This window comes from Pseudomonas fluorescens (genome assembly GCF_005938625.1).
GTDB classification, from domain to species: Bacteria; Pseudomonadota; Gammaproteobacteria; order Pseudomonadales; family Pseudomonadaceae; genus Aquipseudomonas; species Aquipseudomonas fluorescens_BD.
In genome coordinates this window covers 279,446-304,301 of sequence record NZ_VCNJ01000003.1, presented here as the reverse complement: position 1 = coordinate 304,301, position 24,856 = coordinate 279,446, and the positions used below count along the sequence as shown (strand labels likewise).

The 24,856-nt window shown below is 59.7% G+C and carries 23 protein-coding genes; 13 read left to right on the top strand and 10 right to left on the bottom strand.

Features of this window, described 5'->3' with window-relative positions; all coding sequences use genetic code 11:
- The first annotated feature begins 95 nt into the window (after positions 1–95).
- The gene (locus FGA82_RS03300) at positions 96–1,280 is read left to right on the top strand and encodes a DUF3142 domain-containing protein (RefSeq protein ID WP_141126010.1); all 1,185 of its coding nucleotides are present in this window, start codon (positions 96–98) and stop codon (positions 1,278–1,280) included.
- Positions 1,267–3,405, top strand: coding sequence for a hypothetical protein (locus FGA82_RS03295; RefSeq protein ID WP_141126009.1), 2,139 nt, complete (start codon positions 1,267–1,269; stop codon positions 3,403–3,405). Before FGA82_RS03300 ends, FGA82_RS03295 begins: the two co-directional genes overlap by 14 nt.
- Here the strand turns inward: FGA82_RS03295 and FGA82_RS03290 are convergent.
- Complete coding sequence (locus FGA82_RS03290; RefSeq protein WP_141126008.1) at positions 3,402–4,031, bottom strand: LysE family translocator; 630 nt, start codon at positions 4,029–4,031, stop codon at positions 3,402–3,404. The genes FGA82_RS03295 and FGA82_RS03290 overlap by 4 nt on opposite strands.
- Before the next feature lie 144 nt (positions 4,032–4,175).
- On the opposite strand from FGA82_RS03290, the gene FGA82_RS03285 reads away from it, so the two are divergent.
- Positions 4,176–4,649, top strand: a complete 474-nt coding sequence (locus FGA82_RS03285; RefSeq protein ID WP_141126007.1) for an Lrp/AsnC family transcriptional regulator — start codon at positions 4,176–4,178, stop codon at positions 4,647–4,649.
- Positions 4,650–4,777: 128 nt separating this feature from the next.
- On the opposite strand, the gene lpdA is transcribed toward FGA82_RS03285, so the two are convergent.
- Positions 4,778–6,178 (bottom strand): dihydrolipoyl dehydrogenase, encoded by a 1,401-nt coding sequence (gene lpdA / locus FGA82_RS03280; protein WP_141126006.1) that lies wholly within the window; start codon positions 6,176–6,178, stop codon positions 4,778–4,780.
- 211 nt (positions 6,179–6,389) lie between these two features.
- Here lpdA and hflK (FGA82_RS03275) point away from each other — a divergent pair, with 211 nt between their 5' ends.
- From hflK (FGA82_RS03275) to cfaB, 8 genes are all read left to right on the top strand, one after another.
- Positions 6,390–8,351: a protease modulator HflK gene (gene hflK, locus FGA82_RS03275; protein ID WP_141126005.1), complete on the top strand. Its 1,962-nt coding sequence runs from the start codon at positions 6,390–6,392 to the stop codon at positions 8,349–8,351.
- On the top strand, positions 8,348–9,394 hold the full coding sequence (gene hflC, locus FGA82_RS03270) for a protease modulator HflC (RefSeq protein WP_141126004.1): 1,047 nt from the start codon (positions 8,348–8,350) through the stop codon (positions 9,392–9,394). The genes hflK (FGA82_RS03275) and hflC overlap by 4 nt, the downstream gene beginning before the upstream one ends.
- Positions 9,391–10,440, top strand: coding sequence for a protease modulator HflK (gene hflK / locus FGA82_RS03265; protein WP_141126003.1), 1,050 nt, complete (start codon positions 9,391–9,393; stop codon positions 10,438–10,440). The genes hflC and hflK (FGA82_RS03265) overlap by 4 nt, the downstream gene beginning before the upstream one ends.
- Positions 10,437–12,344: a heavy metal translocating P-type ATPase gene (locus FGA82_RS03260; RefSeq protein ID WP_141126002.1), complete on the top strand. Its 1,908-nt coding sequence runs from the start codon at positions 10,437–10,439 to the stop codon at positions 12,342–12,344. The genes hflK (FGA82_RS03265) and FGA82_RS03260 overlap by 4 nt, the downstream gene beginning before the upstream one ends.
- A 111-nt stretch (positions 12,345–12,455) precedes the next feature.
- Positions 12,456–12,707: a BufA2 family periplasmic bufferin-type metallophore gene (bufA2, locus tag FGA82_RS03255; RefSeq protein ID WP_141126001.1), complete on the top strand. Its 252-nt coding sequence runs from the start codon at positions 12,456–12,458 to the stop codon at positions 12,705–12,707.
- A gap of 65 nt (positions 12,708–12,772) precedes the next feature.
- Positions 12,773–13,618 carry an MNIO family bufferin maturase gene (gene bufB / locus FGA82_RS03250; RefSeq protein WP_141126000.1) on the top strand — a complete coding sequence of 282 codons (846 nt, stop codon included), beginning with the start codon at positions 12,773–12,775 and terminating at the stop codon, positions 13,616–13,618.
- Positions 13,609–14,391: an HvfC/BufC N-terminal domain-containing protein gene (locus FGA82_RS03245; protein WP_141125999.1), complete on the top strand. Its 783-nt coding sequence runs from the start codon at positions 13,609–13,611 to the stop codon at positions 14,389–14,391. Before bufB ends, FGA82_RS03245 begins: the two co-directional genes overlap by 10 nt.
- 90 nt (positions 14,392–14,481) lie before the next feature.
- Positions 14,482–15,669, top strand: a complete 1,188-nt coding sequence (gene cfaB / locus FGA82_RS03240) for a C17 cyclopropane fatty acid synthase CfaB (protein WP_141125998.1) — start codon at positions 14,482–14,484, stop codon at positions 15,667–15,669.
- 49 nt (positions 15,670–15,718) lie between these two features.
- Here cfaB and cls read toward each other — a convergent pair whose 3' ends face one another.
- Complete coding sequence (gene cls / locus FGA82_RS03235) at positions 15,719–17,158, bottom strand: cardiolipin synthase (protein ID WP_141125997.1); 1,440 nt, start codon at positions 17,156–17,158, stop codon at positions 15,719–15,721.
- A 131-nt stretch (positions 17,159–17,289) separates the two neighbouring features.
- Here cls and FGA82_RS03230 point away from each other — a divergent pair, with 131 nt between their 5' ends.
- Entirely contained in the window at positions 17,290–17,808 is a 519-nt protein-coding gene (locus tag FGA82_RS03230; protein WP_034152149.1) for a DUF3617 domain-containing protein, read from the top strand.
- A gap of 115 nt (positions 17,809–17,923) precedes the next feature.
- On the opposite strand, the gene FGA82_RS03225 is transcribed toward FGA82_RS03230, so the two are convergent.
- Genes FGA82_RS03225 through folE2 form a run of 6 tightly spaced genes read right to left on the bottom strand, consistent with a single transcriptional unit; the run spans position 17,924 to position 23,130 of the window.
- Positions 17,924–19,255 (bottom strand): dihydroorotase, encoded by a 1,332-nt coding sequence (locus FGA82_RS03225; RefSeq protein ID WP_141125996.1) that lies wholly within the window; start codon positions 19,253–19,255, stop codon positions 17,924–17,926.
- Positions 19,256–19,258: 3 nt separating this feature from the next.
- Complete coding sequence (locus FGA82_RS03220) at positions 19,259–19,819, bottom strand: carbonate dehydratase (RefSeq protein ID WP_141125995.1); 561 nt, start codon at positions 19,817–19,819, stop codon at positions 19,259–19,261.
- On the bottom strand, positions 19,816–20,691 hold the full coding sequence (locus FGA82_RS03215; protein WP_141125994.1) for a metal ABC transporter substrate-binding protein: 876 nt from the start codon (positions 20,689–20,691) through the stop codon (positions 19,816–19,818). Before FGA82_RS03215 ends, FGA82_RS03220 begins: the two co-directional genes overlap by 4 nt.
- A gap of 11 nt (positions 20,692–20,702) precedes the next feature.
- Positions 20,703–21,569: a metal ABC transporter permease gene (locus FGA82_RS03210; protein ID WP_141125993.1), complete on the bottom strand. Its 867-nt coding sequence runs from the start codon at positions 21,567–21,569 to the stop codon at positions 20,703–20,705.
- Positions 21,569–22,237, bottom strand: coding sequence for a metal ABC transporter ATP-binding protein (locus FGA82_RS03205; RefSeq protein ID WP_141125992.1), 669 nt, complete (start codon positions 22,235–22,237; stop codon positions 21,569–21,571). Before FGA82_RS03205 ends, FGA82_RS03210 begins: the two co-directional genes overlap by 1 nt.
- Positions 22,234–23,130, bottom strand: a complete 897-nt coding sequence (folE2, locus tag FGA82_RS03200) for a GTP cyclohydrolase FolE2 (protein WP_141125991.1) — start codon at positions 23,128–23,130, stop codon at positions 22,234–22,236. Before folE2 ends, FGA82_RS03205 begins: the two co-directional genes overlap by 4 nt.
- 85 nt (positions 23,131–23,215) lie before the next feature.
- Between folE2 and FGA82_RS03195 the strand changes: the two genes are divergently transcribed.
- Positions 23,216–24,418 carry an N-acetylmuramoyl-L-alanine amidase gene (locus FGA82_RS03195; protein ID WP_141125990.1) on the top strand — a complete coding sequence of 401 codons (1,203 nt, stop codon included), beginning with the start codon at positions 23,216–23,218 and terminating at the stop codon, positions 24,416–24,418.
- Here the strand turns inward: FGA82_RS03195 and FGA82_RS03190 are convergent.
- The gene (locus FGA82_RS03190; protein ID WP_141125989.1) at positions 24,415–24,792 is read right to left on the bottom strand and encodes a glutamine synthetase; all 378 of its coding nucleotides are present in this window, start codon (positions 24,790–24,792) and stop codon (positions 24,415–24,417) included. The two genes, FGA82_RS03195 and FGA82_RS03190, sit on opposite strands and share 4 nt — an antisense overlap.
- Between the last annotated feature and the right edge of the window lie 64 nt (positions 24,793–24,856).

The following is a 24,856-nucleotide window of genomic DNA, read 5'->3' as shown; positions in this document are numbered from 1 at the left end:
GGGCTTTCGGCTGATACAGCGCCTTCGCGAGTAGGCTCGCTCGCACATGGATTTGTGTAACCTTGCAGCCTGGTGGTGTCTGGGATCTGGAAGGTATGCGGTTTATTGTCGGTCTGTTTGCTTTGATGGTGCTGTCTGCTTGCAAGCCGCAGGACGCGCCACCCCTCGAGCAACAACTTTACGTCTGGCAACGCCAATGGACACCGGCCCACGCGGCGTCGCTACGTGACAGCCGCGATGACTTCTCGACGCTGCGCGTGCTGGCGCTGCAGGCCTTTCCCAATGCGGGATGGAACCGCGCGCGGATCGATGCGCAATTATTGAAAGCCGATGGTCGTCCGTTGATTGCGGTGATTCGTCTCGACGGCCAGCTCAAGTCGCTGGATCAGGATCAGGTCACCGCGCAGATTCTGCAGGTGCTTGCCGATTGGCAAACGCGAGGCCTTACGTTGAGCGGTGTCGAAATCGACCACGACGCGGGTAATGCGCGGTTGCCGGCGTACGCTGAATTTCTCAAACATCTGCGCTCGGCCTTACCGACGAATCTGCCTTTGAGCATCACGGCACTGCCGGCCTGGCTCGGCAGTGCGCAATTGCCAACACTCCTGCAAACCGTCGACAGCAGCGTGCTGCAAGTGCACGCCGTCAGCGATCCGCGCCTCGGTTTGTTCGATCCTGATCAGGCGTTGAAATGGGCCAAGGCCTGGGCGCGTATCACTGACAAACCGTTCTATCTGGCGCTGCCGGCTTACGGCGTTGCGCTGTTGCCCGATGACGGCGGGGCGCCGGTGGTGGAAAGTGAAGTGCAACTTGAGCGGGGTGGGCAGCGCCGGGAGCTGCTGGCTGATCCGCTGCAACTGAGCCAGCTCGGTCAGGCCTTGCGTGAAGACCCGCCGGCGCATCTGGCCGGATTGATCTGGTTTCGTTTACCGCTGGCCAATGACCGCCGCGCCTGGAGCCTGACGACCCTGCGCGCGGTTGCCCGTGGCAATCAACTCGTCAGTCAGCTCGGCGTGACGTTCAGCGAACACAACGGCCTCTACGACATCAAACTCGACAACCCCGGCAACCTCGACAGTGCCTGGCCCGCGCGGATCACGCTGAAGGCGCAAAGCTGTGAAGGCGCCGATGCGCTCGCCGGTTACTCGTTGCAACAAAGCCCGGATCTGCTTACCTTCACCCGCCTGCGCGACGGCCGCTTGCCGGCGGGTGGACAACGCGCCATCGGTTGGGCGCGCTGCGCCAATATTGATCAAGGAGGTTCGCATGTTGACCCGTAACTGGCCCCGCCATCTGCTCTGCCTGAGCCTCTGCCTGCCGCTGGGTTCGGCGTTGGCCTGTGGGCCGGATTTCCCCATGCGCCTGCTCGATAATCGTGGGCAGACCCTCGCGGATCTGCCTGAGGGCAACTTCAACTTCGAACTCAGTCGCCTCGGCAAAGCCATCGCCGGGCTGAAGAACGTCACCGCTGCAACGCACAATCCGAACGATATGTACGGTGAGGAAAACACGGTCGCCGAGGCTCGGGAAAAAGCCGAGCAGGCCGGACTGAGCGCCGAGCAGCAAGTGCTGGTCAAGCAATTGCGCGGCCTGACCGATGCACGTCAGGTCGAGGTGCAAGGCGCCAGTCTGCCGGGGGAAATCCGCTTGTATGTGGCTGGTGCGGTGGCGTTTGCCACGGGCGATCATCAACTCGCGGTCGAGTATTTCAACAAGCTGCTGGCGTTGCCGGCGCAGCAGCGTCCGTTGCGCAGTACGTGGGCGGCGTATTCTCTCGGGCGTACATTGTTCGCGATGAGCAGTGAGGCCGGGGATTCAGTCGTGGCGCTGGAACGATCGCGTGATGCGTTCCGACAGGCCCGGCAACTGAGCATCGACGGGTTCAGCGATCCGCTGGAACTGGGTGTTGCCAGTCTTGGCGAAGAGGCGCGTGTTGTGCGCGCCGCCGGCGACTGGAACGGCGCCATCGAATTGTATGAAGCGCAGAACCTGCACGGCTCGGCCGTGGGTTACACCTCGCTCAAGCAATTGATGAATGAACTGGCGGAGTTGCCGGAGGCCGAACTGGCCGAGTTGCTGCAACACAAAGCGGTGCAGCAACTGGTCACGGCCTCGCTGGTGAGCCGTCAAGGCTGGTCGTTTGGCGATGAGCCGCCGAACGAGAAAAAACTGGTGAAGCTGCTGCAGAACAGTACCCGCGGCAGTCTCGACAATGCTGATCGTCTGGCGGCGATGAGTTACCAACAGGGCGATTACGCTGGCGCCAAAGCGTTTCTTGAAAATGCCGGCGACGGCGGCTTGGCGTGGTGGCTACGGGCGAAACTGGCGTTGCGTGACGGCGATAAAAATGCCGCGGCCGCCGCCTATTCGAAAGCCGCGCAGGCCTTCCCGCAGAGCGAAGACTGGGGTTATCGGCGTACGCCGGACTGGGCGTTTGAAACTGTTCAGCCGAAGTGCCGGGTCGAGGGTGAAAGCGCGATTCTCGCGTTGCAACGTGGCGAGTACCTTCAGGCTTTCGTGCAGTTGTATCGCAGCAACAGTGTCTATTGGTTCGATGCCGCGAGCGTTGCCGAGCGTGTGCTGACGGTCGATGAGCTGAAAAAATACGTCGACGATAACGTCCCGGCTCCGCCCGCGTTGACTCAACAGGAGCGCGATAACTACGTGCCGTTGCCGGTCGCCGCGAGCCTGCGCAATCTGCTCGGCCGGCGTTTGCTGCGTGAGGGGCATTACGCCGATGCGGTCGCTTATTTCGATAGTCCCGACCTGCAAAACAAGGCCCGACTTTACGGCGAACAACGGCTGAAGGCCGATGCCGCGTGGTGGCCGACCAAACGTGCGAGTGCGCTGTACAACGCCGCGTGGACAGCTCGCGAGTGGGGCATGGACATTCTCGGTTACGAGATGGCGCCGGACTACGCCACGTTCGGTGGCAACTACAGCCTGGAAAGTGTTGAGTTGAAAGTCGGTCCGCTAGTGAGCGAGGCCGAAGTGCAACGGCAGGGCGCCAGTGCAGCGAAGCCGGATCAGCGCTATCACTACCGTTTCGTCGCGACCGAGCTTGCCGGGCGCGCCGCTGACAACCTGCCGCATACCAGTCAGGCGTTTGCCGCTGTGTTGTGCAACGCTGCCGGCTGGAACAGCAGCCTGGAAGATCAGAGTGCGCTGTATCAGCGTTACATCAAGGAAGGCCCCTTCGTACCGTGGGCGGTGGACTTCGGCAATCAGTGCCCGTACCCGGATTTCGAAAACGCCGACAAGCGTTACGTTACCCAAGTCACCGATGCTGTGCGCTCGTCGCTGCGGCCGTACAAGTGGCCGGTGCAGATCGGCGCGGTTGTGCTGATCGCGAGCGCTGCGTTGCTGTTCATCAGCCGTCGCCAGCGCAAGGCCCGCAAAGGCTAAGCCTGCTGGACGAACGTCAGGCGCACGGCGAAACCGATCAGCAGGCTGCCGAACAGCCATTGTTGTACGCGTTGGGCCGTTGGACTGTGTTGCAGCCAACGACCCAGCGCTGCGCCGGTGAGGGCGTAGGCGCTATCGAACAGCAGGCCGACGCCGACCAGCAGCATGCCGAGCACGGCGAACTGGTTCAGAACCGGTGAGCCGTCATTGACGATGAATTGCGGCAGCAGCACCGAGCAGAACAGCAACGCCTTGGGATTGAGCAGATTGGTCAGCAAGCCACGACTGATAGCTTCGCGCCATTGACCTTGGGAGCTAATAACTTCGTCAGCATTCAGGTTCGGCAGCAGTGTGCTGCGCAGGCATTGAATGCCGATCCACAACAGATACGCCGCCCCCGCCAATCGCACCACCTCGAATGTCCACGGCGCCGCTTTGAACAGTGCCGCCAGCCCCAACGCCGCGAGGGCTACGTGACAACCACGAGCGATGCCCAGGCCTATAGCGGTGGCCAGTGCCGCGCCGCGTCCCTGCCGGGCACCGGTTTGCAGGAGCAGGATCATGTCGGGGCCGGGCAATAGATAGACCACCGCCAATGCCAGGAAAAACAGCCAGAGATTCGCCATGTTGCCGCCCTTTCGTTGTCGATTCGGTGCGCCAAGTCTAGGGCCGAAGGGCGGGGCAGGTGCTTGCGTAGTCAGCTTCAAAATTTGAAGGATTTGGCATAACCTGCTGACTTTTAGCGCAATGACTATCAGGATCTGCCAAACATGAAACTCGACGCCTTCGATCGCAAGATTCTCGCGGCCCTGCAACGTAACGGGCGCCTGAGCAATGTCGAGCTGGCGGATGAAATCGGCCTGTCGGCCTCGCCGTGTCTGCGCCGGGTGCGGATGCTGGAAGAGGCCGGGGTGATTCGCGGCTATCAGGCCAATCTCGATCGCGATGAAGTCGGACTGGGGCTGACGGTGTTTGTCGGGGTCAAGGTCGAGCGCCACAACGATGAACAGGCCGAGGCGTTTTACACCGCAGTGACGGCGTTGCCGGAAGTGATTTCCGCGTTTCTGGTGTCGGGAGAATCGGACTTTCTGCTGCAAGTGGTAGTGCCGGATTTGCGTGCGTACGACCGTTTTCTCAGCGGCTGCCTGCTGAAGTTGCCGGGGGTGAGTGACATTCGCAGCAATTTTGCGATTCACACGGTGAAGACGCCGGGGGCGTTGCCGCTTGGACATCTTCCGCTATAGACCGAGTCGCATCCTTCGCGAGCAAGCTCGCTCCCACAGTGACCGCGCTCTTTCAGGCGTATTAAGGTCGATGTGGGAGCGAGCTTGCTCGCGAAAGCGGCAGTCCGGTCAATAAAGATTTCAGAACCCTACATCTGCGTCGCCATCCCCTCGACATTCATCGCCGCCTGACGCAACGCCTCTGACCGCGTTGGGTGCGGGTGGCACGTCAACGCAATGTCTTCTGCCGAAGCACTGAACTCCATCGCCACACAAAACTCACCAATCATTTCACTCACGCTCGGGCCGACCAGGTGCACGCCGAGGACTTCATCGGTGCGTTCATCAGCGAGGACTTTGGCAAAACCCTCGGTCTCATGGTTGATCTTCGCCCGGCTATTGGCGGTGAAGGGAAACTTGCCGACCTTGTAGGCACGGCCCTCGGTCTTGAGTTGTTCTTCTGTCTTGCCGACGCTGGCCAGCTCCGGTCTGGTGTAGATCACGTTGGGGATCAAGTCGTAGTTGACCTCGCCAGCCTTGCCATGGATCTGCTCGACGCACGCCATCGCTTCATCTTCAGCCTTGTGCGCGAGCATCGGCCCGGAGGTCACGTCGCCAATCACCCAGACCCCGGCGGCTTCGGTGCGGTGCTGTCTGTTGGCGAGCATGCCGCGTTTGTCGGTACTCAGGCCGACGTTTTCCAGACCGAGGCCCTGGGTGTACGGGCGACGACCGATAGCGACCAGCACGTAATCGGCTTCAAGCAACTCGGCAGTGCCGCCAGCGGCCGGCTCAACGCTGAGTTGCACACCGCTTGCGGAAGACGTGGCGCTGGTGACTTTCGAACTCAACTTGAACGCGATGCCCTGTTTGCTCAGTGAGCGTTGCAGGGTCTTGCCGGCCTCGCCATCGACGCCGGGGCAGATGCGGTCGAGGTATTCGACCACGGTGACCTGCGCGCCCAGGCGCCGCCATACCGAGCCCAATTCCAGACCGATCACACCGGCGCCGATCACCACCAGGTGTTTGGGCACTTCACTCAGGGAAAGCGCCCCGGTCGAATCAAGGATACGTTTGTTGTCGATCTCGACGCCCGGAAGGGGAGTGGGCTCGGAACCGGTGGCGATGATGATGTCCTTCGCGGTCAGTTCGACTTTGCCGCCCTGATCGTCGGTCACCGTGACCTTACCCGGGCCGTCGATGTGGCCCCAGCCCTTGATCCAGTCGACCTTGTTCTTGCGAAAGAGAAACTCGATGCCTTTGGTCAGGCCGGCCACGCTCTCGTCTTTCTGCTTCATCATTTGCGCGAGGTTCAGGGTCGGTTTGACCTCTATACCGAGGTTGGCGAATTCCGCGCCCATCGCCGCGTCGTATAGCTCCGAGGCATGCAACAGGGCTTTGGACGGCATGCAACCGACGTTCAGGCAGGTGCCGCCGAGCGTCGCGCGACCTTCCACGCAAGCGGCCTTAAGGCCCAACTGCCCCGCGCGGATCGCTGCGTTATAGCCGCCGGGGCCGCCGCCCAGAATCACTACGTCATAGTTGCTCATGCACTTACTCCTGATGGATGAATGCGGATCGCTAAAAGTAGTTCTGAATAAAAATTACGAACGTAATATGTGCGTTTCCAGGCATTTCGGTCAAGGCTTCAGGCAAGCGACAGGTTGGGCATCTTTGAATACGCGTAATTGTGTACGAATATTTCACGCTGTTCGTTATATCGTAACGATATGAACCGCGAGCCAATGATATTGGGGTGATATGCAAGTTGATCTGGAGGTGGAAGGCACGCAAGTGACCGCACTGCCGCGTTTTCAGCAGGCGGCCACACAGGGCATACGTCTGCGGCGCTGGGCTTTCGGCCTCGGCTCATTGGCCGGGGCAGGCTGGGTGATGGCGTTTTTTGTCGGGCTGTTTGCGCCGCAATCATTGTGGCTGCCGCTGCTGGTTAATTTGAGCGCGGCGCTGCTGGTGTTGGTCGCCGGGCTGCAATCAGCGTGGTGGGTGACGCAATGGCGCGCGCGGGTGATGAATCCTGTTGTGCTGGCGCCGAACGCCGATGAGGAGTTCTCTGCGCCTGGAGGTTGGTACGAACGGTTGCTGGATCGCCTCAGTCAGCGTGGTTTGCATATGCTTGGCCAGATCGGTGCAGCGACGCTGTGGTTAGGCGGCTGGGCGTTGTGGGTGGCGCTGAGCATCGAACAGGTGTGGAACCTCGCGCTGCCCGCCGCAGCCGTTGGATTGTCCGCCACGGTGGGCGCGGCGTTGGCATTGCTGCTGGCGTTCGGCTTGTTGGTGCTGGAGCGACAACTGGCTCAGGAAAACCCGGCGCAATGGCCGGAAGCAGGCGGGTTGGCGCAACTGACGCGCGTGGCGATCATCAGTATGGTGCTCGGCGCGCTGTGTTTGTTGTTCGCTGGCGAAAATGCCGTTTGGCCAGTTCGCGTGTCTGTACTGATGGGTATCTTGCCGGGATTGGTCGCGATCGAGTTGCTATTGCGCGCCGTTCTTTCAGTCTTCAGCCCTCGTCGCGAAAAGCTTGAGCCTACGTTGCTGGCGCGCAGTTTTGTTGCCGACATGCTGCGTTGGCCACCCCAGCCTTTACTCGCGTTGCAGCACGAATTGCACAACCGCTTTGGCATCGATCTGCGCCAGATCTGGGCGTTCAGTTACATGCGCCGAGCGTTTCTGCCGGTGCTGGCGCTCGTCGCAGCGGTGGGTTGGTTGCTCACTGGTATCCATGAAATCCCACTACAGGGTCGCGGTATTTATGAGCGTTTCGGCAAACCGGTGCAGGTGTTCGGCCCGGGATTGCACACAGGTTTGCCGTGGCCGTTGGGCCGAGTATTGATCGTCGAAAACGGCGTGGTGCACGAATTGGCCACCAGCGTTGGCGAAAACCCGGCGCCGCTGCAGGCCGATCCCGCCGAAGGCCCGGCGCCGATCACAGCCAACCGCTTGTGGGACGCCAGCCACGTCAGCGACAAGTCGCAAGTCATCGCCAGCAGCCATGGCGCTCAACAGAGCTTTCAGATTGTCAACATGGACGTGCGTTTCGTCTATCGCATTGGCTTGACCGATCAGGCCGCGCTGGCCGCTACCTATAACAGCGCCGATGTGCCAACGCTGATTCGCAGCACGGCGAGCCGGATTCTGGTGCACGACTTTGCCTCGCGCACGCTCGACGGTTTGCTCGGGGAAGACCGGGTCGGGCTGGGCGAGGAGATCGGTCGCGCGGTGCAAAGTGATTTGCAGCAACTCAACAGTGGCGTGGAAATTCTCGCCACGGTGGTCGAAGCCATCCACCCGCCGGCCGGTGCCGCCAATGCCTATCACAGCGTGCAAGCGGCACAGATCGGCGCGCAAGCGTTGATTTCCCGGGAGCGTGGTGCGGCGGCCGAAGCGAGCAATCAGGCGCAATTGCAGGCCAGCCTTGCTCGCGATCAGGCCAGCGCTAATGCCCGGGAAACCAGTGCCACCGCGCAGGCGGCGGATCTGAAGTTCACGGCCGAACAAAAAGCCTACGCCAGTGCCGGTCAGGCTTTCGTGCTCGAGCAATATCTCGGTCAGCTCGGCCAAGGCCTGAGTAAAGCCAAATTGCTGGTGCTCGACCACCGTCTGGGCAGCAGCAGTAATGCGCCGACCATCGATCTGCGGACCTTCACGCTGCCGGCTGACCCGACGCCCGCGCGCACCATCGCTCAACCAGGAGTCGCCCATTGAGCCAGTCGCATACTCACGAACCGCATGATCACAGCGGCCACGATCATGGCCACGGCGGGCATCACCATCATCATGGGCATCATCACCATCACCACGGTGCGCCGGAAGAGGCGGGGCCTTTCCCGTGGCGACGCATGAGCTGGGCGGTGTTGCTAGTGGCGTTCGCCATCGCAGCAGCGAGCCTGGTGCAAGTGCGCTCGGGTGAAGCCACGGTGATTACCCGCTTCGGTAATCCATCGAGGGTACTGCTTGATCCAGGTTTGAGCTGGCGTTGGCCGGCGCCGTTCGAAGCGGCGATCCCGGTGGATCTGCGTCTGCGCACCACCTCCAGCGGCTTGCAGGATGTTGGTACCCGCGACGGTTTGCGCATCATCGTGCAGGCCTACGTGGCCTGGCAGGTGCAGGGTGATCCGGACAATGTGCAGCGCTTCATGCGCGCGGTGCAGAACCAGCCGGATGAGGCGGCGCGGCAGATTCGCACCTTCGTGGGCTCGGCGCTGGAAACCACCGCCAGCAGTTTTGATCTGGCGAATCTGGTGAACACCGATGCCAGTCAGGTGCACATCGCTGAATTCGAAGCGCAGTTGCGTCAGCAGATCGATCAGCAATTGCTCGCCACCTATGGCGTGCGCGTTGTGCAAGTCGGCATCGAGCGTTTGACCTTGCCGTCGGTGACACTCACCGCCACGGTCGATCGCATGCGCGCCGAGCGTGAAACAATCGCTACCGAGCGTACGGCGATCGGCAAACGTGAGGCTGCGCAAATCCGTTCCGCTGCTGAACGCGATGCGCGAATCGTGCAGGCTGATGCGACAGTGAAAGTAGCAGAAATCGAGGCGCAGTCTCGCGTCGAAGCGGCGCAGATTTATGGCCGTGCTTACGCCAGTTCGCCGCAGCTCTACAACTTGCTTCGCTCGCTGGACACCCTTGGCACCATCGTCACACCGGACACCAGACTGATCTTGCGCACTGACGCGGCGCCATTCCGCGTGCTGGTCGACGGCCCGCCAACACTCGACAGTAACTCCGGATCGCAGCCATGAATGAAGAAGTTCCACGTGGAACACATTCACTGAGCAGTCCGTGGATTCAGGCCGGTCGTTTGGCATTTCTCGCCCTGTACGCGGTGACAGTGTTGGCCGCATTGGCTTGGGCTTTTTCCAATGTGCGGCAAATCGATCCGCAGAATCGTGCTGTGGTTTTGCACTTTGGTGCACTGGATCGCGTGCAGAACGCGGGGCTGTTGCTGGCTTGGCCACAGCCGTTCGAACAGGTGGTTTTGTTGCCAGCTGCGGATCGGGTGATCGAGCGGCGGGTGGAAAACCTGTTGCGCAGCGATGAGGCACTCAAGGCTGATCGGGTCGCTTCCTTTGCCGCACCGATCAGCGATGCGCTGGCGGGATCTGGTTATTTATTGACCGGTGATGCCGGCGTCGTGCAGCTGGATGTGCGGGTGTTCTACAAAGTCACCGACCCTTACGACTTCGTGTTGCAGGCCGATCATGTGCTGCCGGCGCTCGATCGATTGGTCACTCGTAGCGCCGTGGCACTGACCGCTGCCAGGGATCTGGACACCATTCTGGTCGCTCGTCCGGAGTTGATCGGCACCGACAATCAGGCTGCCGAACGTCGTGAGCGATTGCGCGGAGATCTGGTGCAAGGCATCAACAAACGCTTGGCGGAGTTGAAGGCGAGCGGGCAGGGCATCGGGATTGAAGTGGCGCGGGTCGATGTGCAATCGAGTCTGCCCAATCCTGCGGTCAGTGCATTTAACGCGGTATTGACCGCCAGTCAACAGGCCGAAAAAGCCGTGGCCAATGCGCGTACCGACGCCGAGAAACTCACACAGACCGCCAACGAACAGGCCGACCGCATACTGCAAGTCGCTCACGCGCAGGCCGGTGAGCGCTTGGCCAAAGCCTCTGCCGATACTGCCACGGTGACGAGTCTGGCCAAAAGTGCAGACCCGCAAATGCTCCTGCGCCTTTACCGCGAGCGTATGCCGAAGATCTTCGGCCAGGCCGGATCGGTCACAACGGTCGACCCGAAAGACGATTCCCGCCTGATCATTCAGGGAGCCAGTAAATGAATGCGACGACCGCTGCACCGAGCCTGTTGTCCTCGGCCGAACAACGCCGCGCCGCACGGCAACTGACTTTGGCGATGCTTGCGTTGGGTCTTCTGGGTCTGGGTTTGATCTGGCGTTGGCTGGTCCCGGAGCAAACCGGGGTCAGCCAGTTGCTGTTGGGTGTTGCTTCTTTGTTGGTCGCGGTACCGGTGATGCGTTCGGCGTGGTACAGCCTGCGTTATCCGAGCCTGCATGGCATCACCGATCAGCTGATTGCCTTGGCCATGCTCGGTGCATGGGCGACTGGCGATCTGCTGACGGCGGCATTGCTGCCGATCATCATGATCTTCGGGCATGTCCTGGAGGAGCGCAGCGTCATCGGTTCGCAGGAAGCGATTCACGCCCTAGGCCAATTGACCCGCAGCCATGCGCGCAAACTTCAGGCCGACGGCACGATCATCGAGGTGGACAACGGCACGTTGAAAGCGGGCGACACCGTAGAGGTGCGAGCAGGTGATCGGGTGCCGGCGGACGGTCGGGTTTTGTCCGGCCAAGCCAGTCTTGACACCGCTTCGATTACCGGTGAATCGGTGCCGGTCGAGGCGAGCGCCGGCATGACGGTGTTCGGCGGCGCGATCAACCTCGACGGTTTGTTGCGCATAGAAGTGACCCGCACAGGCGATGAGTCGACCCTCGGCAAAGTCATCGCGCTGATGCAGAACGCCGAGCGTTCGAAGCCACCGATCACGCGATTGCTCGAACGTTATGCCGGCAGTTACATGGTGCTTGTGTTGTTGCTGGCGGCGGTGACCTGGTTCGTCACCAACGATGCGCAAGCGATGCTCGCCGTGTTGGTGGCAGCGTGTCCGTGCGCGCTGGTGTTGTCTGCTCCGGCGACGGCGATTGCCGGTGTCGCGGTGGCAGCGCGTCACGGGATTCTGATTCGCAGTTCGGCGTTTCTTGAAGAACTGGCTGACCTGACATCGCTGGTCGTCGATAAAACCGGGACGCTGACTTACGGCACCTTGCGTCTGCAGGCGATCAACAGCCCGCAAGCAGAGTCGTCTGCGGTCATGGCGCTTGCCGCCAGCCTCGGCGCGGCGAGTAGTCATCCGGTCAGTCGTGCACTCGCAGGGTTGGTCAGTCAGGATCAATATCTAACGCTGAGTGATATTCACGAGCGTCAGGGGCTCGGTGTAGTCGCCATGACCGGGCAGGGCGAAGCGGCGCTCGGTCGGCCAGAATTGTTCGCGCAACTGGGCATTGCCACGACCAAGGTTCCCGATCATGACGGCCCCATCGCCGGTCTGGCGCTGAACGGTGAATTCCTCGCCTGGCTGTTGCTTGCTGACAGCGTCAAACCGGAAGCCCGATTTGCCCTCAGTGAATTGCGTGAGTTGGGCCTTGGGCGACAACTGTTGCTCACGGGAGATCGACACAGCGTGGCTCAATCGCTGGCCAAGGAGGTCGGTTTGCATGAGGTCGAAGCTCAGGCCTTGCCCGAGGACAAACTCAATCGCGTGCTCAAGGAAATCGACAATGGTTTCCGGCCGATGGTAGTCGGTGACGGCATTAATGATTCGCTCGCGCTGAAGGCGGGGGTGGTCGGTGTGGCAATGGGCGCCGGTGGTGCAGACATTGCGCTGGCCTCGGCGGACATCGTCTTGATCGGCAGCGACCTGCGCCGACTCGGTACCTGCGTGCGCCTCAGCCGCCAGTGCCGCCGGACGTTGCAGGTCAACGTGATCATCGGTCTGGGCTGGACGCTGGCCATTGTGGTGTTTGCCGCATTCGGCTGGTTGGGTGCAGCAGGGGCGATGATTGCCGCGCTGCTGCATAACCTCAGCACCTTGCTGGTACTCGGAAATGCCGGGCGGTTGCTGCGCTTTCAAGAGCCGCTACTGAAGCTCAAGAAAGACCTTTGACATTTTTTTTCGATCCGCTGTAACGCCGTCGGGGTGGCTCTCTCTAGTGCTATGTCGGGACTGAACAAACCTTCCAGCTGACACCCCTGACGATGACCGAGGATAAGAAAAATGACGATCAAATCCGCTGCTGCCGGTGCCGCTCTCGCGTTGGCTGCCGCCACGATGTTTGCCGGTGTTGCCACTAACGCGATGGCTGCCGATGCCAATGTTCACTGCTACGGCGTGAACGCCTGCAAAGGTCAGAACGACTGCAAGACCAAAGACCACGCCTGCAAAGGCATGGGCTCCTGCAAAGGCCAGGGCTTCAAAGCGATGACTCAAGCGGCGTGCGAAAAAGCCGGTGGCAAGGTCGGCGAATAACTGACCGGCAAGTGTCGCCGCAGTGGTTGGCGCCACTGCGGCCACTTTTTATCAGGAGTCCGCGCATGTCTGCTTCTATTGCTTTCCTGGGTTATGGCCTGGGTTTGCGCAGCGCTTATTATCAGCAGATCCTTGAGCAGTCACCTGACGTCGACTGGTTCGAAGTGGTCTCGGAAAATTTCATGGTACAGGGCGGTAAGGCCCTGTATTACCTCGACGCTATCGCCGAGCGCTACCCGCTGGTGATGCACGGCGTATCCCTGTCCATCGGCGGGCTGCATGCCCTCGATCGGGACTATCTCAAACAACTCAAGCAATTGGCCGAACGGGTGAAACCGGCATGGATCTCCGATCATTTGTGCTGGAGCCGTGGCAATGCCCATCATTTACATGATCTGCTGCCGCTGCCTTACACCGAAGAAAGCCTGGATTACATTGCCGCTCGGGTGATGCAGGTTCAGGATATTTTGCAGCGTCCGCTGGTGCTGGAGAACGTCTCCAGTTATGTCCGTGCCGCCTCGGACGATTTCACTGAGTGGGAATTTCTCGCTTTGCTTAGTCGCGTGAGCGGCTGCGAATTGCTACTCGACGTGAACAATGTCTACGTCAGTTCACGCAATCATGGCTTCGATCCGTGGGCCTTTATCAGTAGCCTGCCCGTCGATAAAGTCCGCCAACTGCATCTGGCGGGGCACAGCGATTACGGCGATTACGTGATCGACACCCACGACCATCCGGTGAGCGATCCGGTCTGGGCGCTTTACCAACGCACACTCGAACACTTCGGCCCCTTGGCCACATTGCTGGAGCGTGACGATCATTTTCCGCCCTTCGACGAATTGCTCGATGAACTGCAAAAGGCCCGTGAACTGGGTGACAAGGTCTTGGCCGGGAGGCAGCAATGCGCCTGAAAGAATGGCAACTGGCGTTCGAGTCGTTTCTGCTCGACGACGACGCTACGGCGAATCCGGTCTTGGGCAAAAGCCTGATCGGTGGCCCGACACTCGATGTCGGCACGGGACTGGCGATCTATCACAACGCTTACAAGGCGCGTCTGCTCGAAGTCTTGCGCAATGACTTCGTGGCGATCCTGCACTGGATGGGTGACGACGAATTCGATCGGCTCGCCAGTTCTTACATCCGCCATTACCCGTCAGGGCATTACAGTTTGCGCTGGCTGGGCAAAGGCTTCGAAGGCTTTATCCGTGAGCATCTGGTGCCGGAACAAAGCGCGCCACTTGCCGAACTGGCCTCGCTTGAATGGGCGTTTACACTGGCGTTCGATGCGCCGGCTGGTCAGCCGTTGACGCTGCAATCAATGGCGACGCTGGCCCCAGAGGAATGGCCTGAGCTGCGGGTGAAGCCAACGCCATCGCTGCAGCGCCTGGAATGCCGCTTCAACAGTCTTTCGCTATGGCGTTCGGTAAAGGAAGAGTCGGAATTCCCTGACAGCATGGAGCTCGACATCCCGCAGATCTGTCTGATCTGGCGCAACCAGCTGATCTGCTGTTACCGCAGCCTCGATCCGGCGCAAGCCACGGCCCTCGATGGCTTGCTCAACGAAGGCTGGAGTTTCGCCGAACTGTGCGCCGAGTTGGCAGTCACTTATGGTGAGGGCGCGCCACTTCAAGCCGTTACCTGGCTAAAACAGTGGATTCAGGAAGGTTTGCTGAAGCGTCTGTAACGATAGTCAAAGCTAATCAAATCGATAGCCTGCTATTTTTCCGGGATGGTCTACCCTCAGATCTGACGTCTGAAACAAGGGGGATTTTCCATGCTCGCGCAACTTCCACCGGCCTTACAGAATTTGCAGCTTCCGCTTCGCCTGCGACTCTGGGATGGCCATGAGTTTAATCTGGGGCCGGCGCCCAGCGTCACCATCGTGGTCAAGGATCCGCAGATGGTCAGCCAGTTCACCCATCCAAGCCTGGATGCGCTCGGAGCGGCGTTCGTGGAAGGCAAGCTTGAACTGGAGGGCTCGATCAGCGAAGTCATCCGGGTCTGCGACGAATTGAGCAACGCTTTGCTCGGCGAAGATGACGACAGTCAGCCAGTGCGCTCGGTGCACGACAAGGAAACCGACGCCAAAGCCATTTCCTACCACTATGACCTGTCCAATGCGTTCTACCAGCTCTGGCTGGACAGCGACATGGCGTATTCCTGCGCGTACTTCGAAACGGGCAGCGAAACCCTCGAACAGGCGCAACAAGCCAAATTCCGCCACCTGTGCCGCAAGCTGCGTTTGCAGCCGGGTGACTATCTGCTGGACGTCGGTTGCGGCTGGGGTGGGCTGGCGCGCTATGCCGCGCGGGAATTTGGTGCCAAAGTCTTTGGCATCACCCTAAGCAAGGAACAGCTGGAATTGGCGCGTGAGCGCGTAAAAGCCGAAGGCCTGGAAGAGCAGATCGAACTGCAGTTGCTCGACTATCGCGATCTGCCGCAGGACGGGCGTTTCGACAAGGTAGTCAGCGTCGGCATGTTCGAGCACGTTGGTCACGCCAATCTCGCCGAGTACTGCAAAACCTTGTTCGGCGCGGTGAAGGAGGGCGGTCTGGTGATGAATCATGGCATCACTGCCAAACACACCGATGGCCGACCGGTTGGACGCGGTGCCGGGGATTTTATCGAGAAGTACGTCTTCCCCAACGGCGAGTTGCCGCACCTGGCGATGATCTCGGCCGAGATCAGCGAAGCGGGGCTGGAGGTTGTTGACGTAGAAAGCCTGCGCCTGCATTACGCGCGTACGCTGGACCACTGGAGCGAGCGGCTGGAGGACAACCTTGAAGCGGCCGGCAAACTGGTGCCGGATCAGGCGTTGCGCATCTGGCGTCTGTATCTGGCTGGCTGCGCTTATGCGTTTGCGCGCGGCTGGATCAATCTGCACCAGATCCTCGCGGTGAAGGCGCATCCTGATGGCAGCCATGAACTGCCATGGACGCGCGACGATATCTATAACCCTTAACACTGAATAATCCCCTCTCCCTCTGGGAGAGGGCCAGGATGAGGGGTTTTTAGAGAATCGGCGAAATCAGCCGGGCGATCCGCATGCCGACCTGTTGCAGGCGGTGGATCTCCCGGCTTTCTTCTTTGGCAATCTCGTAGGCTTGTTCAAAGTCGGCAATAAGCATGCTTTCCACGCGGGCGGCGAAGTCGCTGTCGACGGTCAGCAGCATCACTTCAAAATTCAGGCGGAACGAACGGTTGTCCAGATTGGCACTGCCAATGGCGCTGATTTCGCTGTCGATCAAAACCACTTTCTGATGCAGGAAACCGGGTTCGTAACGGAACACCCGCACACCGGCGCGCACGGCTTCAAAGGCGTAGAGACTGGAAGCGGCGTAAACGATGCGGTGATCGGGTCGCGACGGCAGTAGCAGACGCACATCGACACCGCGCAACACCGCCAATCTTAACGCTGCGAATACCGCTTCATCGGGGATGAAATACGGGCTGGTGATCCACACCCGTTCGGTCGCCGCATGGATCGCTTCGACAAAAAACAGCGAGCAGGTTTCATAGGCATCAGCAGGGCCGCTGGCGAGCAATTGGCAGAGCACGCCGTCGTCCGGGTATTCGTCGGGCAGGATCAGTGGCGGCAGGGTACGCGCAGCCCAGAACCAGTCCTCGGCAAACGACTCCTGCATGCATGCGACCACCGGGCCACGTACTTTCACATGGGTATCGCGCCACGGTGCCAGCGGCGGTTTTTCACCCATGTACTCATCGCCGACGTTATGCCCGCCGACAAAGCCGACCACGCCGTCGACCACGACGATCTTGCGGTGGTTACGGAAGTTGACCTGAAAGCGATTGAGCCAGCCGCTGCGCGTGGCGAAGGCTTTGACCTCAACGCCGCCATCGCGCAGTGCCTGCACATAATTGTGGGGCAGGGCATGACTGCCGATGCGGTCGTAGAGCAGATGAATCGACACACCTTCGGCGGCTTTCTTCAGCAGCAGGTCGCGCAGACGTTGGCCGAGTCGATCATCGTGAATGATGAAAAACTGGATCAGCACCGCTTCTTTCGCCTGATCGATGGCCTGGAAAATCGCCTCGAAGGTGGCCGTGCCGTTTATCAGCAATTGCACTTCATTGTTCGCCAGGCACGGCATACGTCCCAGTTTGGGCATCGCGCGTAACGAGGCGTAGGCATTCGAGGCGCGCGCGGTCAGGGCTTCTTCCACCCACGGGCGCCAGTTCAGTTCGGAGATCGCCTGACGCATCTGTTCGTTGGCCTGACGCCGCGCCTTGATGTAACCATCAAAAGTGCTGCGGCCAAACACCAGATACGGAATAAGCGTGAGGTAGGGAATGAAGATCAGCGACAATGCCCAGGCGATCGAGCCTTGAGCCGTGCGCACGGTGAGCACCGCGTGAATGGCGGCGATCAAGCCGAGGGTGTGTATCAGGGCGATCAGATAACCGAAAATGTGCGGTCCAAAATAATCCATGGGGCAGCCTTGCTCCGGAAGATTCAATGCTTAACAGACCATGTTCTGTCGCGAATGTCGCTATTTAATTGGTGCATGAACCGAAGCAATCGGCCGACGTCTAACGGCCACTACTGATCAGGAGTTTTTCGATGAACGTTCGTCTGCTGGGTTTGGCGCTGGGCCTGGGTTTGGCATTGCCGGTGGTTGCGCAGGCGCAGATGCTGCAGCCGGGGCTGTGGGAAATGACATCGAGCAACGTCAAGGTCGATGACCAGCCGATGGATGTGCAATCGATCCTTGGCCAGCTGCAAGGTCAGATGACCCCGCAACAACGCGCGGCGCTGGAAAAGAACGGGATCAATATCGGCGGCAAAGGCATCCGCGCGTGTCTGACGCCGGAGCAAGTGGCAACCAATGATATTCCGTTGGCCGACCCGCAATCGGGTTGCAAACAGCAGATCACCGATCGCACGGGCAACCAGTGGAAATTCCGTTTCAGTTGCCCGAAAGCGCAGGGCACCGGAGTGGCAACGTTCCTCAGTGATCGTGAGTTCACCACCGTGGCCAACGGCACGTTCAACGCGATCGGGATCAATCAGAAGGGCAGTCTGGAGACTCGCGCGGTTTGGCTGGGCCAGGACTGCGGCGCTGTTAAACCCCGCGCCTAAATGTAGCTCCTGTAGGAGCTGCGGCACGCTGCGATCTTTTGATCTTGATTGTAAAAAACAAGATCAAAAGATCGCAGTCTCGTTTCACTCGTCAGCTCCTACTGGGTTTTTTCAATCAGCGCATAAATCGTAGCGCCAACCCTCGACATCCCTCGTTCACTCGACCCTCCCGCCAGGCAATCTGCCCCGACACAATCGTTGTGCTCACCCGATGGCGAAAGCTGCGCCCGGCAAACGGTGTCCATCCACACTGCGAGAGAATCGGTTGCCGATCGACATCCTGCGTTTGCCGTTCAGCCAGCACCAGATCCGCCCAATACCCTTCCCGTAAATAACCCCGATCCGGAATCGCAAACAGATCCGCGACCCGATGGCTGGTCTTCGCCACCAGTGTGGTGATTGGCAAAACCCCATCCGCCACCAGCTCCATCAACGCTGGCAACGCATGTTGTACCAGCGGTAATCCAGAAGGCGCCTGCGCATAAGCTCGCTGCTTTTCTTCCCAGGTATGTGGCGCGTGGTCACTGCCGATCACGTCCAGTAGATTGCTGTTCAGGGCCGCGCGCAACGCATCGCGATCGGCCTTACTCTTGATCGCCGGGTTGCACTTGATCAAGTTCCCAAGGCTTGGGTAATCGCGATCATCAAACAGCAAATGATGCAGACAGACTTCAGCGCTGATGCGTTTTTGCGCCAGCGCTTTGTCCTCGAACAACGCCAGTTCACGCGCTGTGGTCAGGTGCAAAACATGGAGCCGAGTGCCGTGACGTTTGGCTAACTCGACCGCCAGTGAAGAGGAGCGATAACACGCCTCGGCATTGCGGATGAGCGGGTGAGCACCGGGCGGGATTCGTTCGCCGAACAGCTCACGCAGGTTGGCCGCATTCGCGTCGATACTCGGGGTGTGTTCGCAGTGGGCCAACAGGATCGTTGGCACCTCGGCGAACAGTCGTTCAAGAATTTGCGGATCATCCACCAACATATTGCCGGTGGACGCGCCCATAAACACTTTCACCCCGGCCACTTCGCAGGGATTGAGCGCCGCCACTGTATCGAGATTGTCCTGACTCACACCAAAGTGAAAACCGTAGTTGGCCACCGAACCGAGCGCCGCCCGGCGCTTTTTGTCGGCCAGCGCTTCGAGGGTGAGGGTGGCCGGGTTTGTATTCGGCATGTCCATGAAACTGGTGATGCCGCCGGCAACCGCCGCCCGAGATTCGCTGTGAATGCTGCCCTTGGCTGGCGCACCGGGTTCACGAAAGTGCACTTGGTCGTCGATCATCCCAGGCAACAACCATTGGCCATTCGCGTCGATTTCCACCTTGGCGTTTTCGCCTTCGATGCTGCGAGCAATCCTGACGATGCGCCCGTTGCTGACCAACAGATCGCCGTCGAACTCACGTCCTTCATTGACCAGCCTTGCGTTGCGAATCAGCACGCTGCTCATGGTTCAGAACTCGTTCTGCAAGGCTTTGTAGCCGCGCACCAGATCGACGTTGGTGCGCGCCACGTCTTCGGAAAACTCCGAAGCGCTGACACTCACCGGTGGAAATTGCGAGAGGTCGGTATTCGGGCCGATGCGAGTCGTGGAGGGCACATAGAAGGCATCTGGCAAATCGCGGCCGTCGACCACCGAGTTGTGCCGCACGACACAACCATTGCCGACGACGCAGTTGAACAACACGCTGTTGAAACCGATGAACACGCGGTCGCCGACCACGCACGGGCCATGCACGATCGAACGGTGGGCGATGGAACTGAACTCGCCAATAGTCACTGCAGCACCGGATTTGGAATGGATGACCACGCCGTCCTGGATGTTCGAGTTGGCGCCGATGGTGATCGGTTCCATTTCGCCCGAGGCGTCCACTTCGTCGGCGCGGATCACTGCGTAGGGGCCGACGAACACGTTCTCGCCGATCACCACTTTGCCGCAGATGATTGCGGTCTTGTCGACGTAGGCGGACTCGGCAATTTGTGGCAAATCACCTGATGGATTCTTGCGGATCATGGTTGGCTCAGCGCGTCGTAAAGGGTGTTGAGGTTGTATTCGAACAGACCGGTGAAGGTGCTGGCCGGACCGCTGGCAGCGAGGGCATCCGAGTACAGCGTGCCACCAATGTGCGCGCCGCTTTCGTCGGCGATCTGTTTGAGCAGGCGCGCGTCTTTGATGTTTTCCATGAACACTGCTTTGACGTGGGCTCGGCGAATCTGAGTGATCAGCGCAGCGACTTCGGCTGCCGAGGGTTCGCGTTCGGTGGAGAGGCCTTGCGGTGCCATGAAGTCGATGCCGTACGCCTGACCGAGATAACCGAAGGCATCGTGGCTGGTGACGATTTTGCGGTTGCCCGGAGGCAGCGCCCCGAGTTTGGTTTTGGCCTCGGCGAGCAGGGCGTAGATCTGCTTCAGGTAAGTTTTGCTGTTGCGTTCGTAGTCGGCTTTGTTCGCAGGATCCGCAGCGACGAGTGCTTTGGTGATATTGGCGATATACAACTCGGTGTTCGCCAGATTATGCCAAGCGTGCGGGTCTGGAACGGTTTCGCCGTCCTCATCCAGTGAGCGGGGAATCACGCCATGACTGGCACTGACCAATGTGGCTTTGGTCTCGGTGCTGGTCACCAGCCGATCCAGCCACGGCTCGAACCCGAGGCCGTTCTTGATGATCAGTTTGGCGCCGAGCAACGCTTTGGCATCGTCCGGTGTCGGCTCGTAGGTGTGTGCGTCAGCGTCCGGGCCGACCATGTTGGTGATCTGGATATGCTCGCCACCGACCTGATGCACCATGTCGGCGAGGATGCTGAAGCTGGTGACCACCGGTAATTTTTCCGCCGCCGACAAGGACATCGACAGCATCAGGCTGAGCAACACGAGTAGAGCGCGCATCGGGAAACACCTCATTGGGATGTGAGCAAAGGCGGGCGGCGCAACAAACCGTGAACCGGCCCGAACACCACGGACAGCAGGTAGCCGAGGCCCGCCACCAGCACGATGGCCGGGCCGCTGGGCAGCGAGTAGTAGAACGACAGCAGCAAGCCGAACCACACCGAGAGGCAACCTATGCCGGCCGCGATAGCAATCAGCATCGGCAGACGGCGGCTCCAGAATCGCGAAGCGGCGGCGGGAAGCATCATCAGTCCAACCACCATCAGAGCGCCGATGGCCTGAAAGCCGATCACCAGATTGAGTACGACCAACGTCAGAAAGACGCCGTGGGCGATAGGGCCGAGGCGGCTGACGGTTCTCAAGAACAACGGGTCGAGGGTGTCGAGCAACAGCGGCTTGTAGATCAGTGCCATGGCGATCAGGCTGAATCCCGAAACCCATAACATGCCGGCGAGGGTCGGGCCGTCGACGGCTAACGCCGAGCCGAACAGCAGATGCAACAGGTCAAGGCGTTTGCCGGCGACACCGAGAATCAGTACGCCGCTGGCGAGGGAAATGGGGTAGATAGCAGCGAGACTGGCGTCTTCGCGCAGGCCGGTGCGGCGGGTGATCCAGGCGGCGAGGCCGGCCATGCTAAGGCCGGCCCCAAGACCGCCGAGCGTCAGTGCAGGCAGACTCAGACCGGCGAACCAGAAACCCAATGCAGCGCCGGGAAGAATTCCGTGGGCCACTGCATCACCGATCAGGCTCATCCGTCGCAGGATCAAGAACACGCCGAGCGGCGCGGTGCTGCACGCTAATACAAGACCGCCGAGCAGGGCGCGACGCATGAACACAAATTCGTTGAACGGTTGCCAAAGGTGAGTGACGGCGAGCATCAGGCCACCTGCGTGTGAGGGGTTTGCTGGATCAATTCGTTGCTGGCTCCAAACACGCATTCGCGGTTTTTGATCAGCAAGGTTTGCGGGATGTGCTGGCGTACGGCGGCGAGGTCGTGACACACGACGACCAGTGTTCGACCTTCGCCATGCCAGGTATGAATGTGTTGCCAAAGCAGTTGTTGGCCGAGTTCATCGAGTGCTGCGTGGGGTTCGTCGAGCAGTAGCACGGGCGCGTCGGTCAGGCTCAGCCGAGCGAGCAGGGCGCGTTGCAGTTCGCCACCGGACAGAGCCATGAGGGGACGGTGCTCGAGTCCACTGAGGTGCCAGTTCGCCAGCGCATCTTTCAGGCGCTGGCTTCGTAGTTGGGTCGATAGTCTTCTTCCCCAGAAACCAGCGGCGACCAGTTCTTCGAGGCTGATGGGGAATTGGCGATCCAGATGCTGTTGCTGGGGCAGGAAGGACAATCCGCTGTGACGTGGAACACTCAGGCCGACATTGCCTGCCAATGGTTTCTGCAACCCGGCGATCACTTTCAGCAGGCTGCTTTTGCCACAGCCGTTGGCGCCGATGATCGCCGTCAGGCTGCCGCTGTCGAACTCAAGACTCAGCGGGCTCGTCAGTGGTTGACCGGGTGCGCCCCAACTCAGGGATTGGCAGCGGATCATGCTTGCTCACGCTGCCAGTGGCTTTCGGCGACGGCGTCGTGGGCGTGCAGGCTTTCGGCGTGAATGACTCGCAGATGGAAGGCGCTGACTCCAGGGGTGCGACGCAATGCCAGATTCAGACGGCGCGCTGCGTCTTCACAGAACATCAGGTTCTGGCCGTTAGCGAGGGCGAAGGCTTGTTCGTCCGCGCGTTTTACTGCGGTTTGTACAGCGGTGCCAAGGGCCGCTTCGGCGTCATTGATGATCACGCTCAATGGGAGCTCATCGATGAACTCGTCGAGATGTAGATGCAGTCGCGCGGTGCTGCGCTGGCTGTGAGGCGTTGCGACGATGCCGTGGGTGGAGCCGAGCCAGGCCAGAACGTCTGCGTGATGAAGACTTTTATTGGCGAAGTCGTCGATGAATTGCTGCTGGATCAACTGCCGGGCCAGTGCCGCGGAGCACGGGCAAGTCGAGGAGTAGGGCACTTCTATTTTGAGTTCCACGTGGAACACTTTGTTTTTCAGGCTGGCCAAAATCGTCGCTGGATAGGACTTCCAGCCAGCCAATGGACTGATCAACGCTGGCCTTTTCATCAACAGATCGGTGTGAATATTCAGGTAAGCACGGCTGGATAAACCTTCGTGGCTTTCCAGAAAACGCTTGAGCACCTGGTGCAGAAGAGCGGGTGTCAGGCGCTCCTGTTCGAGCGCTTCCAGAGCCAAATACAGTCGAGACATATGAATGCCGCGCGCCTCGCCGTCATCCAGACTCACTCCGGCGTCAGTCTTGGCACTCAGGTGTTGGCCTTCCAATAAAACAGGTAATGCGATTCCGTGCATGCCCACCCATTCGAGTGGCAAAACTTGGCGAGCGGTCTGCGCGGCGATATCCGGGAGTGAAAGCGAATTCATGTTCGGGGACCATCATGGTGGTTCAATTAGATGTTACATTATAACAATACGAATCACGATGTCTTTTTCATGAACGGGTTTTCATATGCACAGACGTCAGGTGCTCAATCTGATTTTAGCCAGCACTGCTTTCGCTTTGCCCTTCAGTGTGTCAGCTACGCAAATTCGCCAGGCACGACTTTGGCGATCTGAGGACAAAGTGCGGTTGGTGTTCGATTTGAGCGGGCCGGTACGCTACAGGACCTTCACACTCAATGCGCCTGAACGGCTAATCATTGATGTGAGTGGGGCTAGCTTGAGCGGCGATTTCAGTCATTTGGCGCTGGATGGCTCGGTTATACGGTCGATTCGATCCGGGCCTTTTGGTCTGGGTGATACGCGGATTGTTCTCGATCTAAGCAATCCCGTGCTGCTGAACAGTTTCCTTTTGGCGCCGCAAGACGGGCAAAGTCATCGCTTGGTATTGGATTTGGTCAGCGCGAATCCGATGCCAGTAGCCCCAAAGGTTCCACGTGAAACACCGCAGATTAGCGCTCACCCGAAGCGCAACATCATCGTAGTCGTCGATCCGGGGCATGGCGGAAAGGATCCCGGCGCGATCGGCGCCAAGGGCGAGCGGGAAAAAGATGTCGTGCTTTCCATTGCGCAGTTGCTCGCTAAACGCCTGAAAAAAGAGAAGGGCTTTGACGTAAAACTGGTGCGCAATAACGATTTTTTCGTGCCTTTACGCAAGCGTGTGGAGATCGCCAGGCAGCATAAGGCCGACATGTTTATCTCGGTGCATGCCGACGCAGCCCCGCGCCTGACCGCTTCTGGCGCCTCGGTTTATTGTCTGTCTGAAGGTGGTGCGACATCGGCGACTGCGCGCTTTATGGCGCAGCGAGAGAATGGCGCGGACCTGCTCGGTGCGACAAGTCTGCTTAATTTGAAAGATAAAGACCCGATGCTCGCCGGGGTGATCCTCGACATGTCAATGAATGCGACGATCGCCGCCAGTTTGCAGCTCGGCAGCACGGTGCTGAGCAGCCTTGCCGGTATCACCACTCTGCACCAGAAGCGTGTAGAGCAGGCCGGTTTTGCGGTGCTGAAATCGCCAGATGTACCCTCAATCCTGGTGGAAACCGGCTTCATTTCCAATGCGCGCGACAGTCAGCGTCTAGTCACCGCTCGGCATCAGCAAGCCGTGGCAGACGGTTTGTTTAAAGGATTGCAGCGCTACTTTGAAAAGAATCCCCCCGTCGACAGCTACCTGGCTTGGCAGCAAGAGCAGCAAAAGGCGCAGGTCTAACAGCCGGTAATCCGGCTGCAGGTGAACTTCGCGCTGCTACCGCCCGAGCTCGAGAACCGATTGATCGTCGTCCAGCCGACGCGTCGTGTGTAGCCGACCCAGGCTTCGCCGTCAGAGGCGATGCCGGTGAAGAACGTCAGTTGGCCAAAACGGCTATTGGTCTGCGCCCAATAACGCTGGCCAGACTTTTCAAACCCACGCAGATAAAGCGTGCTGCCAACGGTGTTGACGCTATAGGCGTTGCCGTCGGCATCGACGCAGGCCAACAGATTTGCGCTGCGTGTGCAGGTCGCAAGCGCCGGCACCTGAGCCGATGCATTGCCGATCATCAACAATCCAAGGCTCAACAACGAGCATTTCAGCGCAATCTTCATTAAGAATTCCGGAGTGGTATCGACTCCAGCTTCCTGCGGTTTATCGCTCAAGACAAGAGGAGGG

Excerpts from the sequence above, each read along its gene's own strand:
- FGA82_RS03210 (WP_141125993.1), bottom strand. The coding sequence starts at position 21,569 with ATGCTCGCCGTCACTCACCTTTGGCAACCGTTCAACGAATTTGTGTTC.
- FGA82_RS03300 (WP_141126010.1), top strand. The coding sequence starts at position 96 with ATGCGGTTTATTGTCGGTCTGTTTGCTTTGATGGTGCTGTCTGCTTGC.
- hflK (WP_141126005.1), top strand. The coding sequence starts at position 6,390 with ATGCAAGTTGATCTGGAGGTGGAAGGCACGCAAGTGACCGCACTGCCG.
- lpdA (WP_141126006.1), bottom strand. The coding sequence starts at position 6,178 with ATGAGCAACTATGACGTAGTGATTCTGGGCGGCGGCCCCGGCGGCTAT.
- FGA82_RS03215 (WP_141125994.1), bottom strand. The coding sequence starts at position 20,691 with ATGCGCGCTCTACTCGTGTTGCTCAGCCTGATGCTGTCGATGTCCTTG.
- bufB (WP_141126000.1), top strand. The coding sequence starts at position 12,773 with ATGTCTGCTTCTATTGCTTTCCTGGGTTATGGCCTGGGTTTGCGCAGC.
- folE2 (WP_141125991.1), bottom strand. The coding sequence starts at position 23,130 with ATGAATTCGCTTTCACTCCCGGATATCGCCGCGCAGACCGCTCGCCAA.
- FGA82_RS03230 (WP_034152149.1), top strand. The coding sequence starts at position 17,290 with ATGAACGTTCGTCTGCTGGGTTTGGCGCTGGGCCTGGGTTTGGCATTG.
- FGA82_RS03205 (WP_141125992.1), bottom strand. The coding sequence starts at position 22,237 with ATGATCCGCTGCCAATCCCTGAGTTGGGGCGCACCCGGTCAACCACTG.
- FGA82_RS03190 (WP_141125989.1), bottom strand. The coding sequence starts at position 24,792 with ATGAAGATTGCGCTGAAATGCTCGTTGTTGAGCCTTGGATTGTTGATG.
- FGA82_RS03295 (WP_141126009.1), top strand. The coding sequence starts at position 1,267 with ATGTTGACCCGTAACTGGCCCCGCCATCTGCTCTGCCTGAGCCTCTGC.
- cfaB (WP_141125998.1), top strand. The coding sequence starts at position 14,482 with ATGCTCGCGCAACTTCCACCGGCCTTACAGAATTTGCAGCTTCCGCTT.
- bufA2 (WP_141126001.1), top strand. The coding sequence starts at position 12,456 with ATGACGATCAAATCCGCTGCTGCCGGTGCCGCTCTCGCGTTGGCTGCC.
- cls (WP_141125997.1), bottom strand. The coding sequence starts at position 17,158 with ATGGATTATTTTGGACCGCACATTTTCGGTTATCTGATCGCCCTGATA.
- FGA82_RS03285 (WP_141126007.1), top strand. The coding sequence starts at position 4,176 with ATGAAACTCGACGCCTTCGATCGCAAGATTCTCGCGGCCCTGCAACGT.
- hflK (WP_141126003.1), top strand. The coding sequence starts at position 9,391 with ATGAATGAAGAAGTTCCACGTGGAACACATTCACTGAGCAGTCCGTGG.
- FGA82_RS03225 (WP_141125996.1), bottom strand. The coding sequence starts at position 19,255 with ATGAGCAGCGTGCTGATTCGCAACGCAAGGCTGGTCAATGAAGGACGT.
- FGA82_RS03245 (WP_141125999.1), top strand. The coding sequence starts at position 13,609 with ATGCGCCTGAAAGAATGGCAACTGGCGTTCGAGTCGTTTCTGCTCGAC.
- FGA82_RS03260 (WP_141126002.1), top strand. The coding sequence starts at position 10,437 with ATGAATGCGACGACCGCTGCACCGAGCCTGTTGTCCTCGGCCGAACAA.
- FGA82_RS03290 (WP_141126008.1), bottom strand. The coding sequence starts at position 4,031 with ATGGCGAATCTCTGGCTGTTTTTCCTGGCATTGGCGGTGGTCTATCTA.
- FGA82_RS03220 (WP_141125995.1), bottom strand. The coding sequence starts at position 19,819 with ATGATCCGCAAGAATCCATCAGGTGATTTGCCACAAATTGCCGAGTCC.
- FGA82_RS03195 (WP_141125990.1), top strand. The coding sequence starts at position 23,216 with ATGCACAGACGTCAGGTGCTCAATCTGATTTTAGCCAGCACTGCTTTC.